Below are 17,587 nucleotides of genomic sequence, written 5' to 3'. Positions count from 1 at the left end.
ATAAAAGAGAGCGTCGCATGCTTCTACACACATCCACCTGGATCGAGATCGGGCAGTTTCTGGAGCGCAGCCGCACGGTGGTGATTCCCATCGGCTCCAACGAACAACACGGCCCCACCGGCCTGCTGGGCACTGACTGGATGTGCCCGGAAATCATCGCCCATGAGGCGCAGAAGAACGCCGACATTCTGATCGGCCCGACCTTCAATATCGGCATGGCCCAGCACCATTTGGGCTTTCCCGGCACCATTTCGTTGCGCCCTTCCACCTTTATCGCTGCAATTGGCGACTGGGTGCGTTCATTGGCCGGGCATGGTTTCGAGAAAATCCTGTTCTTGAATGGCCATGGCGGCAACATCGCCACCATCGAAGCGGCCTTTTCAGAGCTGTACGCCGAAGCCAGCTACGCCCGACGCCCCGCCGGGTTTGCGCTCAAGCTGGTGAACTGGTGGGACCTGGAAGGCGTCAATGAGCTGGCTCACCGCCAATTCCCGGTGGGCCACGGCAGCCACGCCACGCCTTCGGAGATTGCGGTGACGCAGTGGGCGTACCCGGAATCGATCAAGTCGGCGGAGTACTCGCCGCAAATCGCCAATACCGGGCCGATCCGCGAAGCGCTGGATTTTCGCGCGCGTTTCCCGGATGGGCGCATGGGTTCGGACCCGGCGCTGGCGACGGTGGAAAAAGGCGGTGAGTTGGTAGCGTTGGCGGCCAAGGGGTTGGTCAACAGCGTGAACGCCTTCAGCAACGAAGCCAAACCTTAAGCCGAACACACAGCACAATGTGGGAGCGGGCTTGCTCGCTCCCACGTTTAAATCTGTACGCCTACCAGGATTATTTGCAATCCTGCGCCGCCAACTCCAGCCGCGAAGGCTTGATTGCCGACGCCAGTGGCTTGCGCTCATACAGGAACACTTTGGTGCCGTCCTGGGACTTGTAGGCTTCCAGCACATCATCGGCGGCAATCTTGCTGGTCAACACCACTTTGGCGTGACGCGAGTTCTGGGTCACAGTCGAGGTGATGCCGTGCTTTTCGAGCTTGGGCAATACGCACTGCACATAGCCCTCAGGGGTCTTGTTGGTTTGCAGAGTCAAGCTCGGAGCATTGGGAGCGGTGATACAACCGGTCAGCAACAAAGGTGCAGCAGCCAGGGCCGGAATGAAAAAAGCGCGCATATAAAATCCTGAGTATAAAAAGAAAAGTTCACATCAACTGGCGCGTACCAACGCCTTGAGCGACACATCGAACTGCTTCAACGCATCAAGCTGTACATCACGCTGCTGTTCAATCTGTGCGGCAATTTCCGGCGCCGCCTTGTCATGCACCCACACCGACGGCACTTGCTTGTGCACCGAGCCTTCGGCCTTGGCGATGTATTGCAGGTTCGCGTCATAGAAGCGTGCAACAAAGCGCGCCTCAACCTGATCGTTACGCTGGGTCAACAGTTGGTTGTGGGTATCGAGCACCACCACCACATCCGGGTGCGCCTGCACCAGTTCATCCAGGCTGCTATAGACCGTTACGGCAAGAAAAGTGCCCTGCAACGAACTCATTAACCAATCGATCGCCAGTTCCGGGTCGGAGCTGTTGACGAATGCCTCACGGATGCGCCCGTCGAGGGCATCCTTGGCGCCGTTCATGGCCATGGCGTGGTAGCGTTCAAGGTAGCTGAGGTTGTCGCGGGTGTTATCGCTGTACAGCACCCCCACCGATTGCGCGTGCCGCAGCGAGTCTACGCTACCGACGATGGGCAGCAAATGGCCGGTACGCAGATCATCGGCAATCGCCGGGTTGGCCAGCACCGTGGTGCCGAGCATCAGTATCATCAAGCCCAGCTGAATAATCGTCCTCATCGCGCATTTCCTTGAGCAGCGTGTCGATGGGGCGATTGTCCGCTTTTGGCGCAAAAACAGAACGTGTGATCCTTGATGGTGACTATCATTTGAACCGATAGTGTCAGGCAGCCTCTTCTCATAAAACCTATAAGGACCACGCCATGAAGCCCCACCAGAAAACCTTCGACCGCATCCGCGAAGCCGTATTGCCGGAGTTTCGCGAGCGGGTCGCCGATTACCTGGTCGATTATGAAAACGTGCTGCAGGACCCAACCGCAGATGCCGACCTGCGTTGCGCCAGCGCCCAGCAACTGCGCGGCTACCTGCGCGGCTTGAACACCATGCGCGTGCTGGGCATGGCCGATTGGGAAGACCTGGACCGGCGCGTGGCCCAGGAATGGCTGTAACCCCTAGAGCGCCGGGCGTTGCAGGTTGACCCAGGCCTGCACCGAGGGCCGCTGCCATTGGCGCTGTGCATAGGCCACCAGCTCGGACGGCACCTTGTCACCGTTGAGGATCAGGCGGTTGAGCATCACGGCCAGGTCAACATCGGCAATCGACCACGCGCCGAACAGGTATTCCGAGTGGCCTGCCAATAACGCCTGTGCCGCGCTGATCAACTTGCGTGCGGCCGCCTCACCTGCAGGCGACAGCGGCGGCCTCTTCTGTGCGTAAAACACCACCAGCGTCGAGCGTTCCTGACGAATCGCCTGCAAGTCGCTGCGCAGCCACGCCTGGACCTGGCGCGCCCTCGCCCGCTGTTTTGGGTCCGTCGGGTACACCGTGGTCTCGGGGTAAGCCTCATCCAGGTATTCGCTGATCGCCGAGGACTCCGACACTGCAAAGTCGCCTTGCACCAACGTGGGCACGCGCTGGGTCAGCGACAGTTGGGCAAATTCCGCCGCGCGGTTTTGCGCCGTGTCCAGGTCAAGGGTGACGGTTTCGAAGGCCAGGCCCTTTTCCAGCAAGGTGACGAACACCGACAGGGCGTAGGGGCTGGTGAATTGAGCATCGACATAAAGGCGCAACGACGGTGCAGGCATAAGGTTCTCCTTGGGTGAAGGCCCACGCTACGAGATCGGCAACCAGAAAGACAATGCGCAGTTTTTATGGAGGCATTCCTGGCAGGAATAGCAGCATTAGTGGCAAGATCATAGCTCTTTGCCACGCCGCGAAGCCGTTCCAGCCTTCGCACCACTCACCCATAGCTTTCAAGGAAGATAAGCCTATGAAACAAGCAGTTGTCGTTATCCATGGCATCGGCGAACAGCGCCCGATGGACACCTTGCGCGGCTTCGTCGAAGCGATGATCCCGGCGGACACGCCCGATGGCACGCCGTTTTACTGGAGCAAGCCGGACCGGCTTTCGCGCAATTTTGACCTGCGCGTTTTGAAGTCCTCCGGCCGCACCAGCACGGATTTCTACGAGTATTACTGGGCCCACAAGATGCAGGGCACCAAGGTTGGCCACCTGCTGGGCTGGTTGTGGGATATTTTCAAGCGCCCGCGCCGTGACATTCCCGAGGCCATCGTGCCGATCTGGCGCACCACGCGCTGGACGGTGACGGTGCTTGTGCTGCTGATTGCCAGCGGTACCCTCGCCACGGCCTGGGGCCGGTTCGACCACAGCGACAACCCCTTCGCGCTGGTGCCGCTGCTGCTCGGCGCCATCGGCCTGGGGCTGCGTTATTCCGCGCTGTCCTACCTGGGCGATGCGGCCCGCTACCTGAGCCCCAACCCGCAGAACGTGGTGGTGCGCGAACAGATCCGCGCCGATGGCGTCGCGTTACTGCGCGCCCTGCACAACAAGGGCGACTACGACCGCATCATCGTCGTCGGTCACAGTTTGGGCAGTGTGATTGCCTACGACATCGTCGGCTACCTGTGGCATGAACATCACGATCAACTGACCAAGGTGATCCCCAGCAACCGCGAGCTGGCCGACCGTTATGCCGAGCGCCAACCGCTGCAACCGGTGATCAACGAAACGCTGCCCAACGCCGGCGCCGCCCTCAACGGTAGCCTGGGCAGTGTCCTGACATTTCGTGAACAACAGGCCCAAGCGTTTATCGAACAGCGTGGCCTGGGCAACCCCTGGCGCATCACGGATTTGGTCACGGTGGGTAGCCCCATGGCCCACGCCAGCCTGTTACTGGGCCGCAGCGTGAGTGACTTTAAAAAACGCATCGAGCGCCGCGAAGCGCCGGCCTGCCCGCCAACCGAAGACACCAAGGGCTACGGCTACAACGCCCGCCAGCCGGCGATGCTCGGGCAAAAACCGTTCACCCCGCAGTACCTGCACCACGCCGCGGCGTTTGCCGTGACGCGCTGGACCAACCTGTATTTCCCCGCGCCCTACGGCTTGTTTGGCGATATCGTCGGCGGCCCGGTCATGCCGGTGATGGGTGCAGGCGTGCTGGATTTACCCGTCACCGTGGGCACCTGGAAAGGCTGGCTCGCCCGCTCCTGGCTCAGCCACACCCGCTACTGGAGCGAACGCGGCGGTGCCCAGGGCTACCTCGGCACGCTCACCCAGGATGAACACGCGACCACCCATGGCCCGCGCCCCTCGGCCACCGAAGCACTGCGCTGGGCGGTCGACCTCAAGGGGCTGCGGCGCTTTCGTCCAGTGGGCGCCAAGGCAACCTTGGCGCCCGCCAGCGCCCAAGAAGCATGATCGTCCCCACGCTCTGCGTGGGAATGCCGCCCCGGACGCTCCGCGTCCCAAGTTGGCGCATGCCTTAAGCCTTGCGCAAGGCGACGCAGAGCGTCGCTGGATGCATGCCCACGCAGAGCGTGGGAACGATCACGCGACCGCCGCCTAGCCGGCGAAGCCGCCGGCCTTGAGAAACTCGTGCTCGAGTTCGGTGGTTGCCCTGGCCAGCACCGCGTTGCGATGGGGAAACCGCCCAAACCGTTCAATGATATCGGCGTGCTCCTTGGCCCAATGGTAGGTACCGGCGTCCAAATGCTGGTTCAAGGCCAGCGAACGCTGCTGGTCCGCCGGGTCTTCGGAATGTTCAAACGGCAGGTAACAGAAGGCGCGCAGTTGGGGCTCGATCTGTTGATCCAACCCGGCCTCTACCGCCCGCCGCGCATACAGACGTGCCAGCGGGTCGGTGGCGAACATATGCGCGGTGCCGCGAAACGCATTGCGCGGGTATTGATCCAGCAAGATCAGCAACGCCAGCGCGCCCTGCGCCGACTCCAGCCAGCTTTCCAGCTCGCCTCGAGCGGCTTGCATATGCGTGGCGTGAAAGGTCTCGCGAAAGGCTGCGTCAAATGCGTCGTCCTTGGCGAACCAGCGTTTAGGCCCTGCCTGCTTCCAGAACGCGATCACCTCCTCGGCGGTTTGTTCGTTCATGCTCGTCATTGTTCTCTCCCACTCTTTAACGCAAAAAAAGCCCGGTAGATTTCATCATCGACGTCGGCGATATCCATTCAGTTTCCCACAAGCGCCGCGCAAGCTGGTGCGCGTTCGCACCTGTGGGTATTGAACGCCCTTGACGTCGGAGCCTGAGACTGCGCGCCACCGAGGCTGACCCACGGCTTAAGGTGTAAAGACGTGCAGGTAGAATGCGTGAAACATGAAATACGCACAGCCGGCCAGCGCCAGCCCCATGCAGCGGTTGAACCAGGTAAACGCCGCCGCCCCGTTGATCCGCCGCCCCAGCAGCGCGCCCAGCAAGGCGTACGCCCATGGCGCGCCGACCGCCCCCAGCCCCAGCAAGGCCGATACGCCAAAGATCGAGGCGCCGGTAATATGCGCCGCCGGCAACATCACGCTGGTAATCGGCAACACCGCGACGATGCCCTTGGGGTTGAGCAACTGAATCACCAGGCCATTCCAGAAGGTCAGGGTCCTGGCAGGCGAGCTTGAAGCGTCATCCACCTCGGTACGCGCGGTGAACACCTGGTACGCGAGGTACAGCGTGTACACGCCGCCAATCAACGAGATATACGGCAACGCCGCCTGGGAGATGATCGCTTCGCCGGTGTAGCCGAACAGCACGAACATCAACAGCATCGCGCACCCCACACCGATGTAGAAGCCGGTGGAGCGACGGAACTTGCCCGTGAGGCCGGCGTTCAGGCCCATCAGGTTGACGGGGCCGGGGCTGTACATGACGCTGAACGCGTAGAGAAAAATGTCCATGGGGAACCTGCAGTAGAAGAAGTCTGGCGAGTCTACTGAGGAGGTTGGTGCGCATTCTTGAACGTTTGTGGTTGTTCATCACCTCTGCACAACGACTATCATGTTTAAAATACCCACTCAAATGAGTACCCATGATCAACGCCAGCCTGCGCACTCACCTGACCTTATGGTTTGCCGGTTTGTCACTGCTCACACTGCTGAGCGTCGGGATCTACGTGGGCCATATCGCCACCGAACAGATGAAGCAGGCCAGCGGCAATGCCCTGCTGAGCACGGCGCGTTCCACCGCGGCCTTGCTCGCCGTGCAGCTGCGTGAACGCCAGCTGGAAGTGTCTTTGTTGAGCAAGGCGCCCCTGATGCGCAAGGGCAACCTGGATGCGCCGGACCTCCTCGCTCTGATGGAACTGCGCACCCAGTCACGGGCCGAATATGCCTGGATGGGTATCGCCGACGCCGAGGGGCATGTTCGTCAGGCGGTCAATGGGTTACTGGTCAACCAGTCGGTCAGCCAGCGGCCCTGGTTCCAGGCCGGCATGCACGGCGAATACACCGGTGACCCTCACGAAGCGGTGTTGCTGGCCAAGCTGTTGCCCAGTTCGGCCAACGGCGAGCCATTGCGTTTTATCGACTTTGCCGCACCTATCCGCAATGCCCAGGGAGAGACCATCGGCGTGCTGGGTGCGCATGCGCACTGGAGTTGGGTCACGCAGATCGTCGACTCGGCAGTGATGCAAAAAGACGCTATCCCTGATATCGAGGCCCTGATCGTCGACTTCGACGGCAAGGTGCTCTACCCCGAAAGCCTCGCCGGCGAGCAAATGCCGCCAGGCAAATTGATCACCCATTCCGGCTGGTGGGCCGGCAACGGCTACGTCACCGCCTCGGTCGCCGTGCCGAGCCCATCCAATGCGAACATGACCTGGTACATCATGGTCCGCCAGCCGCTGGACGTGGCCCTGCAGCCGGCGCGTACGCTGCTGTATAAATTGCTGATACTCGGCGTGCTGGCAGCGGTCGCGTTCGTATTGGCGGCCTACTACCTCGCCGCCTCCCTCAGCCGGCCGATCGAACGCCTGGCCAAATCCGCCAGGCTCGTTCAGGAGCAGCAACCTGGCGCCGCGTTTGCACAGGAACATTCAGTGCTGGAGATCGCGCAACTGGGCCGTTCCCTCACTGGCATGACCCAATCGCTGCTGGCCAAGGAGCGCCAATTGCAAGAGGCAAACGCCACCCTCGAGGCCACCGTCGCCCAACGCACGGCCGACCTCACCCAGGCCAACGCCGACCTGCTCAACCTGGCGACCCACGACGCGCTGACCGGCGTCTACAACCGCCGCCGTTTCGACGAAAAACTTGCCGAGAACAGCCTGCTGTTCCAACGCACCGGTCGCACCTTCGCCCTGCTGCTGATCGACGCCGACTACTTCAAACGCGTCAACGATAGCTACGGCCACGCGGTCGGTGACGAGGTGCTGTGCCAACTGGCAGCCCTGATCGAAAGCAACACCCGCGCCACCGACTTTGTCGCACGCTATGGCGGTGAAGAATTCGCGGTGTTGCTGCCGGAAGTCGAAGAGCCGGACAGCCCTGAGGTGGTCGCCGAGAAAATCCGCGCAGCAGTGGCGGCGGCGACATTTGCAGCGGTGGGGCAGGTGACGGTGAGTATTGGCGTGAGCATCGCAGAGTCAGCCGACCGGGATTCCTCGGCGTTGCTCAAGCGTGCGGATATGCAGCTGTATCAGGCCAAGGGCGCGGGTCGCAATCGGGTGGCGTGATGGTTCCCTGCCAAGACTTTTCGATAAAACGCCTGGAAGATCTGCCCGAGCAGTTCCACACGCTGCACGCGCAGGCCGTCGCCGAAGGGTTCAGGTTCCTCACGCGGCTTGTCACCGAATGGGAAAACCGCACCACTCGGTTTGATCAACCCGGCGAGTGCCTTTTGGGTGTGTTTCGCCACGACCAGTTGGTCGCAATCGGCGGCGTTTCACGCGATCCGTATGCCACTCCCGACAACGGCCGAATCCGCCGCGTCTACGTCGCGCCATCGATGCGTGGGCAACATATTGGAAAAGCACTGGTGCAACAGTTGCTGGCATTCGCCGCCATGCACTTTCAAACGGTGCGCCTGACTACAGATACAGCGCAGGGTGCAGCGTTTTATCTACAGTGCGGGTTTCACTCGATAACTGATGACACCGCCACTCACGCCAAGTCCGTGCAGTGATTTGGCTCACCTGCAGCCACCGAAGACCGGCGTTGTAGCCATAAACAGTCATACTCAGACGCTACCCTTGGAAACCTGGCGCGCAAAATCCGCCCGCTAACCTTTCGATCTGATCCAAGTGCGGGCACAATGCGTGTCCTTTTTTGGCAGGCACCGCCGCAGGCTCTCAAAAATGATCAAAACGCCGTACTACCTCATCGATAAACAGAAGCTTCTGGTCAACATGCAGAAGATTGCTTACGTGCGCGAGCAGTCCGGCGCCAAGGCGCTGTTGGCGCTCAAGTGCTTCGCCACCTGGTCGGTGTTTGACCTGATGCAGGAATACATGGACGGCACCACCTCGTCGTCGCTGTATGAATTGAAGCTCGGTCGCCAGAAGTTCGAAGGTGAAGCGCACGCCTACAGCGTGGCGTGGGCTGACGACGAAATCGAAGAGATGCTGGAGAACTGCGACAAGATCATCTTCAACTCCATCAGCCAACTGCAACGTTTTGCCGAACGCAGCGAAGGCAAGACCCGCGGCCTGCGCGTCAACCCGCAGGTCAGCAGCTCCGACTATTTGCTCGCCGACCCGGCGCGCCCATTCAGCCGCCTGGGCGAGTGGGACCCGGTGAAGATCGAAGGCGTGATCGAGCAGATCTCGGGCTTCATGTTCCACAACAACTGCGAGAACGGTGACTTCAACCTGTTCGACCAGATGCTCAACACCATCGAAGAACGCTTCGGTGCACTGCTGCACAAGGTCAACTGGGTGAGCCTCGGCGGCGGCATCCACTTTACCGGTGAAGGCTATGCCATCGACGCCTTCTGCCAGCGCCTCAAGGCGTTCTCGCAGAAGTACGACGTGCAGGTGTACCTGGAACCCGGCGAAGCGGCGATCACCAACAGCGCATCGCTGGAAGTGACTGTGCTCGACACCCTCTACAACGGCAAGAACCTCGCCGTGGTAGACAGCTCCATCGAAGCCCACCTGCTGGACCTGCTGATCTACCGCCTCAACGCCAAGCTGGCGCCGAGCGAGGGTGAACACACCTACATGGTGTGCGGCAAATCCTGCCTGGCCGGGGACATCTTCGGCGAGTATCAATTTGATCGTCCGCTGGCCATCGGCGATCGGCTGTCGTTCATCGACACCGCAGGCTACACCATGGTCAAGAAAAACTGGTTCAACGGCCTGAAAATGCCGTCCATCGTAGTGAAACAACTCGACGGTACAGTCGAGGTGGTTCGTGAATTTGGTTACGACGACTACCTGTCCAGCCTTTCGTAAGCTGGCGGATAAAGGAGAGATAAAGCAATTGAAAAAGAACGTTCTTATCATTGGTGCAGGAGGTGTCGCCAAGGTGGTGGCCCACAAGTGCGCGCAGCACAACGACGAACTCGGTCGTATTGCTATCGCGTCGCGCAACATCTCCAAATGCCAGGCCATCATCGACAGCGTCAAGGCCAAGGGTAGCCTCAAGGTGCCTGCGGATATTAAAGCCTTTGCGCTGAACGCCATGGACGTGGAAGCGACCAAGGCCCTGATCCGCGAGACAGAGTCGCAGATCGTCATCAACGTAGGTTCCTCGTTCCTCAACATGTCGGTACTGCGTGCCTGCATCGACACGGGCGTTGCGTACCTGGACACCGCCATTCACGAAGAGCCGGGCAAGGTCTGCGAGACCCCGCCGTGGTACGGCAACTATGAATGGAACCACCTGGAAGAGTGCAAACAGAAGAACATCACTGCCATTCTTGGCGTGGGCTTCGACCCGGGTGTCGTCAACGCGTATGCCGCGCTGGCGCAGCAACAGCATTTCGACCGCATTGATTCGATCGACATTCTCGATGTCAATGCCGGCAGCCATGGCAAATACTTTGCCACCAACTTCGACCCGGAAATCAACTTCCGCGAGTTCACCGGGCAGGTGTGGAGCTGGCAGAACAGCCAGTGGACCAGCAACACCATGTTCGAAGTCAAACGCACCGACGACCTACCGGTCGTCGGTTCGCAGAACCTCTACCTTACCGGCCACGATGAAGTGCACTCGCTGTCGAAAAACCTCGACGTGCCCAACGTGCGTTTCTGGATGAGCTTCGGCGAACACTACATCAATGTGTTCACCGTATTGAAAAACCTCGGCCTGCTCTCCGAAAAGCCGGTCACCACCGCCGAAGGCCTGGAAGTCGTGCCGCTTAAACTGGTCAAGGCCGTGCTGCCCGACCCGTCTTCGCTCGCCCCGGGCTACACCGGCAAAACCTGCATTGGTGACCTGGTCAAAGGCACCAAAGGCGGCCAGCCACGTGAGATGTTCATCTACAACGTGGCCTGCCATGAAGAAGCCTTTGCCGAGACCGACAGCCAGGGCATCTCCTACACCGCAGGCGTACCACCGGTGGCCGCTGCGCTGCTGGTCGCGCGTGGCGAGTGGGACGTGAAACACATGGCCAACGTTGAGGAACTGCCGGCTGAACCGTTCCTGAAGGCGCTGGACGTGATGGGCTTGCCGACTCGGATTAAAGACGAGCACGGTGATCGGGCTTGGGATGCGATGGCCTGATCAGGTGATTGCTGACCGAACAAAAAAATGCGCCCTCAGAGGCGCATTTTTTGTTGGGGCTCACATAACGCTCAACGAAGAATGAAGATCAAAATTTGGGAGCGGGCTTGCTCGCGAATGCGGTGGATCAGCCAATACATGTATGACTGACACACCGCTTTCGCGAGCAAGCCCCCACATTGGATTGGCTGTGTTCTTGAGAATGGAGCTATTCAAGATTCCGCGCCGAATTACTCAATGCCCTTGAACACTGCAAAAGCGCCGGCGCTAGCTGCTTCTCCGCATCCGCCCGGCTCCACCGACTGGTCGGCGCCACCACATGCACCGCCGCCACCGGCCGGCCGTTGGCACCGAGCACCGGTGCGCCGATGGTCATGTCGCCCAGGAACAGCTCCTGGCCATTCACCGCGTAGCCCTGCTCGCGCACCTGCTGCAACGACTCCAGAATCCTGTCGACCTCAGTCAACGTTTGGCTGGTGTGCGCAATGCGCTGGCTGTTCTCGATCAACACCAGCGCTTCATCCACCGGCAAGGCACTCAAATACGCGCGCCCCGACGCCGTGCAGTACATCGGCACCCGTGAACCGATCGGCATGTGCACCGGCACAAAACCCGCACTGACAAAGCGTGCGATGTAGGTCATGTCCAGGCCTGCCGGCTCGGTCAGGCATGAAGTTTCGCCGGTCAAGCGCGTCAACTCCGAGAGAAACGGGTTGGCCACTTCGATCAGCGAATGCGCATCCAGATAACTGAACCCCAATTCCAGCACGCGGGGTGTGAGTTGGTAATGCCGTGTGCGCGAGTGTTTCCGAAGGTAACCCAGGCTTTCGAGGGTAAACACCATGCGCTGGGCCGAGCTTTTGGTCATGCCGGCGGCCTCGGCCACCTCTGCAAGGCTCATGCTGCGGCGCTGGGCGCTGAATGCCTTAAGCACCGACAGGCCCTTTTCCAAGGATTGGTTGTGCAAACTGTTGCGTTCTTCGGACATGGTGAGCTCAGGGGTCTGGTCGGTCGGGCGTGGCGATATTTCTACCTCATATCACAAAAATAGACCATTAAAAATCGCATATCGATACGAATGGTTCATTTTGTCGAATTTAGATAGCGATATACGATTTTTATGAATCGAAATGGCACAGAGCTTGCGGTTTCATCCGTAACCGCTTGCGGTACTGACGATCCGTTTTCCTTCTGGAGTAACCCGATGAACAGTCTTTCGCCCCTGTTTCGCCGCCTCGCCTTCGGTATATGCGCCACGCTCGCCGTTACCGCCGTGCACGCAGAAAGTGCGTCCTCGTACAAAGTCGGTGCAACGGCCAGTGGCTCTCCGTTTACCTTCCTCGATATCAAGAGCAACAGCATCCAGGGCGTGATGGTCGATGTGGCTGAGGCAGTGGGCAAAGCCGGCGGGTTTACCAGCCGGATCGAACAGACCAACTTCGCTGCGCTGATCCCCTCCCTCACCTCCGGCAAGCTGGACTTCATCGCCGCCGGCATGCTCAAGACCGCAGAGCGCACCAAGGTGGTCGACTTCAGCGCCCCGGTGTACGCCTACGGTGAAGGCCTGATCATCAGCGCTGATGACAACGCCGCCTACCCCGACCTCACGCCCTTGAAAGATCAGGTGGTCGGCGTACAAGCCGGCACTGTCTTCTACGACCAGTTGAACAAACTGGGCATTTTCAAGGAAATCCGCACCTACGATTCTATCGGTGAGATGGTCCGAGACCTGTCCCTGGGCCGGATCAAAGCTGCCGTCGGTGACCAGCCAGTGGTGGCCTACCAGATCCGTCAGAAGCTGTTTAAAGGCGTAAAACTGGCCAGCGACTACACGCCCACCAATGTCGGCGAAGTGTGCCTGGTAGTGCGCAAGGGCGACGCCGCAACCCTCGAGCGCCTGAACAGCGCCATCGCCAGCATCAAGGCCGACGGCACCCTGGACAACATCCTCAAGAAGTGGGGACTTGATACCCAGGTGCGCCCATGAATCCGGCTGAATTCCTGCAAAACGCCCAGGACTTCCTGCCGATTCTGCTGCAAGGCGCCTGGGTGACCATTCAGATCACCGTACTGTCGTTCCTGCTCAGCAGCGCCATCGGCCTGGTGCTGGCGCTGCTCAAGTTGTCGCCGATCCGCGCGTTGTCGTGGGCGGCAAGCACCGTCATCAATGTGATTCGCGGCCTGCCTATCATCGTGCAACTGTTCTACATCTACTTTGTGCTGCCGGACATGGGCGTGCACCTCACCGCGTTCTACGCGGGTGTGATCGGCATGGGCATCGCCTACTCGGCATACCAGGCGGAGAACTTTCGCACCGGCATCATTGCCGTCGAACAGGGCCAGCGTGAAGCCGCCGAAGCGCTGGGCATGCGTTCGGTGTTGATGATGCGCCGGGTAATCCTGCCGCAAGCGTTTCGCATCGCGCTGCCGCCCTATGGCAACACCTTGGTGATGATGCTCAAGGACTCGTCCCTGGTGTCGACCATCACCGTCGCCGAGATGACCCGCCAGGGCCAATTGATTGCCTCGTCCACGTTCCAGAACATGACCGTCTACACCCTGGTTGCCCTGCTCTACCTGCTGATGAGCCTGCCGCTCGTGTATGGCCTGCGCCGCATGGAACAGCACCTGAGCCGGAGGAAAAAAGCATGATCGAGATTCGCCAACTGCAAAAACATTACGGCAGCCACCGCGTGCTGCACGGCGTCGACCTCGACGTGGCCAAGGGCGAAGTGGTGTGCCTGATCGGTCCGTCGGGTTCGGGCAAATCCACCTTGCTGCGCTGCATCAATGCGCTGGAAGCCTACGACGGCGGGGTCATCACGGTGTTCGGTCAGACCGTGCAGCGCGCCAGCAAAAGCGTGCACGCACTGCGCAGCCGTATGGGCATGGTGTTCCAGCGCTTCAACCTGTTCCCGCACCGCACCGTGTTGGAAAACGTTATGGAAGGCCCGGTGTACGTCAAAGGCGAACCCTTGAAACAAGCCCGCGAAGAAGCCCTGGTGCTGCTGGAAAAAGTCGGCCTGAGTGCCAAGACCGACGCCTACCCGGAACAACTTTCCGGCGGCCAACAACAACGCGTGGCCATCGCCCGCGCTCTGGCGATGAAGCCTGACGCCATGCTGTTCGACGAACCCACCTCAGCACTGGACCCGGAACTGGTCGGCGACGTGCTGGCGGTAATGCGCACCCTGGCCGACGAAGGCATGACCATGATCGTGGTCACCCACGAAATGGGCTTTGCCCGTGAAGTGGCCGACCGCGTGTGCTTTTTGCATGGCGGTTACATCGTCGAAAGCGGCGCGGCCGAGCAGGTACTGGGTAACCCGCAGCACCCACGCACCCAGGACTTCCTGCGCCGCGTGCTGCACCCCATCGGTAATACGCGGAGCCTGTCATGAGGTCGTTGTGGTCAGCGACCGCGCCGTGCGTGGTGCCGACACCCGCGCTGGGGGCGTCGGTGAAAGTCGATGTGGCGATTGTTGGCGCAGGTTACACCGGGCTGTCCACCGCGCTGCATTTGGCCGAGCGCGGCGTGAGTGTGTGCGTGCTGGAGGCCAATGAGCCGGGCTGGGGCGCGTCGGGGCGCAATGGTGGGCAGGTCAACCCCACACTCAAATACGACCCTGAACATCTGATGCAGATGTACGGGCCTGAGCGCGCTGAGCCGTTGATTTCGACCGTCTCGAGTTCTGCGGATTTGGTATTCAAGCTGATCGAACGCCATAACATCGACTGCGCGCCGGTGCGCAAAGGCTGGATGCAGGTGTCGTACACACAAAAAGGCGTGGCCGGGCTGCATGCGCGAGCCGAGCAATGGGCGCGGCGTGGCGTGCCAGTGCAGCGTCTGGATGCCGCGCAGGTGGCTTCACGCATGGGCAGTGAGTCGTTTGCCGGTGGCTGGCTGGATGGCCGCGCCGGGGCAATTCAGCCACTGGCGTATGCGCGCGGGTTGGTGGGGGCGGCGTTGGCAGCGGGTGCACGCATTCACGGTCACAGCGCTGTGATCGGCCTGCAACGCCAGGGGTCCGGTTGGCAATTACAGACCGCCAACGGTGCGCAGGTGTCAGCCGATCAAGTAGTGCTGGCTACCAATGGCTACAGCGGTAACCTGTGGCCGGGCATGGCGCAGAGCATCCTGGCGGCCAACAGTTTCATCGTCGCCACCAAGCCGTTAAGCGGCAGCGCGGCCGAGAACATTTTGCCGGGCCAGGAAACCGTGTCGACCGCGCAAAGGTTGCTGTTGTATTTTCGCAAGGACAGCCATGGCCGTTTATTGATGGGCGGGCGCGGGCTGTTTAACGACCCCACATCGCCTGCCGACTTTGCGCACCTTGAACGCTCCCTGGCATTGCTGTTTCCGCAACTGGGGCCGCTGGAATTCGAGTACCGTTGGGCCGGTCGCATCGCGATCACACGGGATTTTATGCCGCATGTTCACCAGCCTGCGCCGGGGCTGACGCTGGCCTTGGGTTGTAATGGGCGCGGGATTGCGTTGTGTACCAGCCTGGGCCAGCAATTGGCGGCACGCTTGTGTGACAGCCAGGCGGAATTTGCCTACCCGGTGACGCCATTGCAGCGCTTGCCGATGCATGGGCTGCAACGGTTCTATATTGGTGCGGGTGTGGCGTGGTACAGCTTGTTGGACCGCCTCAACATCAGCTGAATGTAACGCCGCAGGTAGGCAAATATGAGAGCTGGCTTGCCTGCGATGGCAGTGATTCAGTCAATACATCCGGCACTGGAAGACCGCTTTCGCAGGCAAGCCAGCTCCCACAGGTGCTCGCGTGCGTTCAGATAGTTCCCACAAGGGTTTCAGGTTGTCGGTCGGAAGTTGGCTCACTACTCTCTGCTTCGTCGCTGCCAATGCAGCGGCCGGATTTGACCGTCCGACTTTAAAGAGCAACTGCACCAACACCGATATTGGGCGTTTTTTTACGTCTGATGTATCGTGTCGCGGCAGCTGTACGCGGGATACCTTCGGGTATGCCGGATTTGCTTCTTTAGCCGGTCGGTCAACCCGCGTATAGCTGCCACCCTAATTCGTTTGACCGCGAAGCGTGGCAGCTCCATTTATAAAGGAGCTTTACCATGATCAAAGACAGCCCAAATCCCCCTGGCCAGCCAGACTACGACACCAGCACCCTGCACGAAGTGGCCTACCGTGCGATCGCCCACTACCTCAACCCCGGCAAACCCATCCCCGAACCCAGTGAAGGCATCTTCACCGTGCGCGCCGACCTGGGCACCGAAACCCTGCTGGTCAACGCCTCCCAGGACCTGGCGTCCATCAGCGATATCGCCAACCACCTGGCGTTTGAAATCGACGGTTCCCAACGCAATGTCGCGCTCGGCATATGCCGCATGCTCGAAGGTGTGCAACTGCTGGTGGACAAAGCCCTGAACGTAGCCCACCCAGCCGCCTGAAGATCGTGGGAACGATCAACCGATCAACCTCAAATCGGATGAAGATCAATAGGTGGGAGCTGGCTTGCCTGCGATTGCAGTCTTTCAGTACCGCATGGGTTGACTGACACACGGCTATCGCAGGCAAGCCGGCTCCCACAGGTGATCGCGTGCGTTCAGATATTTCCCACAAGGGTTTCAGGTTGTCGGTCGGACGTGCGCTGACTAATCTCTGCTTCGTCGCTGCCAATTCAGCGGCCGGATTTGACCGTCCGATTAATTAAAGTATAGCTTGGCTCTAACCTATTTCAGGTGTTTTTTTCACGCCTGAGGTATCGTGTTGCGGTGGCTGTACGCGGGATACCTTCGGGTATGCCGGATTTCCTTTGATTGCCGGTCGGTCAACCCGTGTACAGCTGCCACCCTCTTCGCTTGACCGCGAATGTTGGCAGCTTCACTCAATCTTAGGACCTTCACCGTGATCAAAGACAGCCCAAATCCCCCAGGCCAGCAAGACTACGACACCAGCACCCTGCATGAAGTGGCCTACCGTGCGATCAACCACTACCTCAACCCCGGCAAACCCATTCCCGAGCCCAGTGAAGGCATCTTCACCGTGCGCGCCGACCTGGGCACCGAAACCCTGCTGGTCAACGCCTCCCAGGATCTGGCGTCCATCAGCGATATCGCCAACCACTTGGCGTTTGAAATAGAAGGCTCCCAACGCAATGTCGCGCTGGGCATCTGCCGCATGCTCGAAGGCGTGCAGTTGCTGGTGGACATAGCCCTGAACGTGGCCCACCCGGCAGCCTGAAGATCGTTCCCACGCTCTGCGTGGGAATGCCGCCCCGGACGCTCTGCGTCCCCAGCAACGTGACGCGGAGCGTCACAAGATGCATTCCCACGCAGAGCGTGGGAACGATCAATAACCTCAATCAGTGATGACGTCGCCTATCGCCCCCACTTATTTAAGAACATTGGATCTTTAAGATTTACAACTGTTATTAATTACAGTTTTTTAGACACCATCAACATAAAAATAAATTTAATATTTCAAAAAGGTATTTACTCCATCCTGTCAAACTAAATCTTTACAACTTAAAAAACGAAAACTAGCCTCTCAAGAAGCTTTTCATTGAGGAACTAAAAAATGAGCACTGCATCTGGTCTTTCAGCAGAAGATATAGAGAGTCGAATACGTCAATTCATCATCAACTTTGAAAAAGTCGACAAGAACAAATACACGCCTCAGGCAGATTTCCATAAGGATCTCGGCCTTGACTCTCTTGCTCAAGTTGAAATCGCCACGGCAGTAGAAGAAGAGTTTTCTATTGAGATCCCGGACGCGACTGCGGAAAATTTTCGCACGTCAAGCGAAATAGTTAACTATATTTTAACGCGACCAGATGCTCTCTAAGCGCT

General features: G+C 59.5%; 20 protein-coding genes. 14 read left to right on the top strand and 6 right to left on the bottom strand.

The window, feature by feature from the left end:
• Positions 1-17: 17 nt before the first annotated feature.
• Positions 18-764 (top strand): creatininase family protein, encoded by a 747-nt coding sequence (locus tag BLV67_RS19550; RefSeq protein WP_065912055.1) that lies wholly within the window; start codon positions 18-20, stop codon positions 762-764.
• Between the two features lie 70 nt (positions 765-834).
• On the opposite strand, the gene BLV67_RS19545 is transcribed toward BLV67_RS19550, so the two are convergent.
• Together BLV67_RS19545 and BLV67_RS19540 are read right to left on the bottom strand one after the other, a co-directional pair.
• Positions 835-1,176 (bottom strand): hypothetical protein, encoded by a 342-nt coding sequence (locus BLV67_RS19545; RefSeq protein ID WP_065912053.1) that lies wholly within the window; start codon positions 1,174-1,176, stop codon positions 835-837.
• A gap of 33 nt (positions 1,177-1,209) precedes the next feature.
• On the bottom strand, positions 1,210-1,854 hold the full coding sequence (locus tag BLV67_RS19540; protein ID WP_069788796.1) for an ATPase: 645 nt from the start codon (positions 1,852-1,854) through the stop codon (positions 1,210-1,212).
• A 143-nt stretch (positions 1,855-1,997) separates the two neighbouring features.
• Here BLV67_RS19540 and BLV67_RS19535 point away from each other — a divergent pair, with 143 nt between their 5' ends.
• Positions 1,998-2,243: a hypothetical protein gene (locus BLV67_RS19535; protein WP_056859831.1), complete on the top strand. Its 246-nt coding sequence runs from the start codon at positions 1,998-2,000 to the stop codon at positions 2,241-2,243.
• Positions 2,244-2,246: 3 nt separating this feature from the next.
• Here the strand turns inward: BLV67_RS19535 and yfcF are convergent, their stop codons facing one another.
• Positions 2,247-2,879 (bottom strand): glutathione transferase, encoded by a 633-nt coding sequence (gene yfcF, locus BLV67_RS19530; RefSeq protein ID WP_065912049.1) that lies wholly within the window; start codon positions 2,877-2,879, stop codon positions 2,247-2,249.
• A gap of 185 nt (positions 2,880-3,064) precedes the next feature.
• On the opposite strand from yfcF, the gene BLV67_RS19525 reads away from it, so the two are divergent.
• Complete coding sequence (locus tag BLV67_RS19525; RefSeq protein WP_069788795.1) at positions 3,065-4,513, top strand: alpha/beta hydrolase family protein; 1,449 nt, start codon at positions 3,065-3,067, stop codon at positions 4,511-4,513.
• A gap of 144 nt (positions 4,514-4,657) precedes the next feature.
• Here BLV67_RS19525 and BLV67_RS19520 read toward each other — a convergent pair whose 3' ends face one another.
• Together BLV67_RS19520 and BLV67_RS19515 are read right to left on the bottom strand one after the other, a co-directional pair.
• Positions 4,658-5,209 (bottom strand): DUF924 family protein, encoded by a 552-nt coding sequence (locus tag BLV67_RS19520; RefSeq protein ID WP_425272311.1) that lies wholly within the window; start codon positions 5,207-5,209, stop codon positions 4,658-4,660.
• A 177-nt stretch (positions 5,210-5,386) separates the two neighbouring features.
• On the bottom strand, positions 5,387-5,992 hold the full coding sequence (locus BLV67_RS19515) for a LysE family translocator (RefSeq protein ID WP_069788794.1): 606 nt from the start codon (positions 5,990-5,992) through the stop codon (positions 5,387-5,389).
• Between the two features lie 131 nt (positions 5,993-6,123).
• On the opposite strand from BLV67_RS19515, the gene BLV67_RS19510 reads away from it, so the two are divergent.
• The 4 genes from BLV67_RS19510 to BLV67_RS19495 all read left to right on the top strand — a co-directional run bounded on the left by BLV67_RS19510 (position 6,124) and on the right by BLV67_RS19495 (position 10,759).
• On the top strand, positions 6,124-7,767 hold the full coding sequence (locus BLV67_RS19510; protein ID WP_069788793.1) for a sensor domain-containing diguanylate cyclase: 1,644 nt from the start codon (positions 6,124-6,126) through the stop codon (positions 7,765-7,767).
• Entirely contained in the window at positions 7,767-8,216 is a 450-nt protein-coding gene (locus tag BLV67_RS19505; protein WP_069788792.1) for a GNAT family N-acetyltransferase, read from the top strand. Before BLV67_RS19510 ends, BLV67_RS19505 begins: the two co-directional genes overlap by 1 nt.
• 172 nt (positions 8,217-8,388) lie before the next feature.
• Positions 8,389-9,486 carry a carboxynorspermidine decarboxylase gene (locus tag BLV67_RS19500; RefSeq protein ID WP_065912037.1) on the top strand — a complete coding sequence of 366 codons (1,098 nt, stop codon included), beginning with the start codon at positions 8,389-8,391 and terminating at the stop codon, positions 9,484-9,486.
• 28 nt (positions 9,487-9,514) lie between these two features.
• Positions 9,515-10,759, top strand: coding sequence for a saccharopine dehydrogenase family protein (locus tag BLV67_RS19495; RefSeq protein ID WP_065912035.1), 1,245 nt, complete (start codon positions 9,515-9,517; stop codon positions 10,757-10,759).
• A gap of 208 nt (positions 10,760-10,967) precedes the next feature.
• Here BLV67_RS19495 and BLV67_RS19490 read toward each other — a convergent pair whose 3' ends face one another.
• Entirely contained in the window at positions 10,968-11,747 is a 780-nt protein-coding gene (locus BLV67_RS19490; RefSeq protein WP_065912033.1) for an IclR family transcriptional regulator, read from the bottom strand.
• Between the two features lie 216 nt (positions 11,748-11,963).
• Here BLV67_RS19490 and BLV67_RS19485 point away from each other — a divergent pair, with 216 nt between their 5' ends.
• The 7 genes from BLV67_RS19485 to acpP all read left to right on the top strand — a co-directional run bounded on the left by BLV67_RS19485 (position 11,964) and on the right by acpP (position 17,582).
• The gene (locus tag BLV67_RS19485) at positions 11,964-12,746 is read left to right on the top strand and encodes an ABC transporter substrate-binding protein (protein WP_069788791.1); all 783 of its coding nucleotides are present in this window, start codon (positions 11,964-11,966) and stop codon (positions 12,744-12,746) included.
• Positions 12,743-13,411 (top strand): amino acid ABC transporter permease, encoded by a 669-nt coding sequence (locus BLV67_RS19480; RefSeq protein ID WP_065912030.1) that lies wholly within the window; start codon positions 12,743-12,745, stop codon positions 13,409-13,411. The genes BLV67_RS19485 and BLV67_RS19480 overlap by 4 nt, the downstream gene beginning before the upstream one ends.
• Positions 13,408-14,160: an amino acid ABC transporter ATP-binding protein gene (locus BLV67_RS19475; protein ID WP_069788790.1), complete on the top strand. Its 753-nt coding sequence runs from the start codon at positions 13,408-13,410 to the stop codon at positions 14,158-14,160. The genes BLV67_RS19480 and BLV67_RS19475 overlap by 4 nt, the downstream gene beginning before the upstream one ends.
• Complete coding sequence (locus tag BLV67_RS19470; protein ID WP_065912026.1) at positions 14,157-15,425, top strand: NAD(P)/FAD-dependent oxidoreductase; 1,269 nt, start codon at positions 14,157-14,159, stop codon at positions 15,423-15,425. The genes BLV67_RS19475 and BLV67_RS19470 overlap by 4 nt, the downstream gene beginning before the upstream one ends.
• Positions 15,426-15,850: 425 nt before the next feature.
• Positions 15,851-16,186, top strand: a complete 336-nt coding sequence (locus tag BLV67_RS19465) for a DUF6124 family protein (RefSeq protein WP_017136868.1) — start codon at positions 15,851-15,853, stop codon at positions 16,184-16,186.
• 457 nt (positions 16,187-16,643) lie between these two features.
• The gene (locus tag BLV67_RS19460) at positions 16,644-16,979 is read left to right on the top strand and encodes a DUF6124 family protein (protein WP_069788789.1); all 336 of its coding nucleotides are present in this window, start codon (positions 16,644-16,646) and stop codon (positions 16,977-16,979) included.
• A gap of 336 nt (positions 16,980-17,315) precedes the next feature.
• The gene (acpP, locus tag BLV67_RS19455; RefSeq protein WP_069788788.1) at positions 17,316-17,582 is read left to right on the top strand and encodes an acyl carrier protein; all 267 of its coding nucleotides are present in this window, start codon (positions 17,316-17,318) and stop codon (positions 17,580-17,582) included.
• Positions 17,583-17,587: the final 5 nt, after the last annotated feature.

Source organism: Pseudomonas salomonii, from assembly GCF_900107155.1.
In the GTDB taxonomy this organism is placed as follows: domain Bacteria; phylum Pseudomonadota; class Gammaproteobacteria; order Pseudomonadales; family Pseudomonadaceae; genus Aquipseudomonas; species Aquipseudomonas salomonii.
The sequence above is the reverse complement of the archived record's forward strand: the minus strand, read 5'-3'. Positions and strand labels throughout refer to the sequence as shown.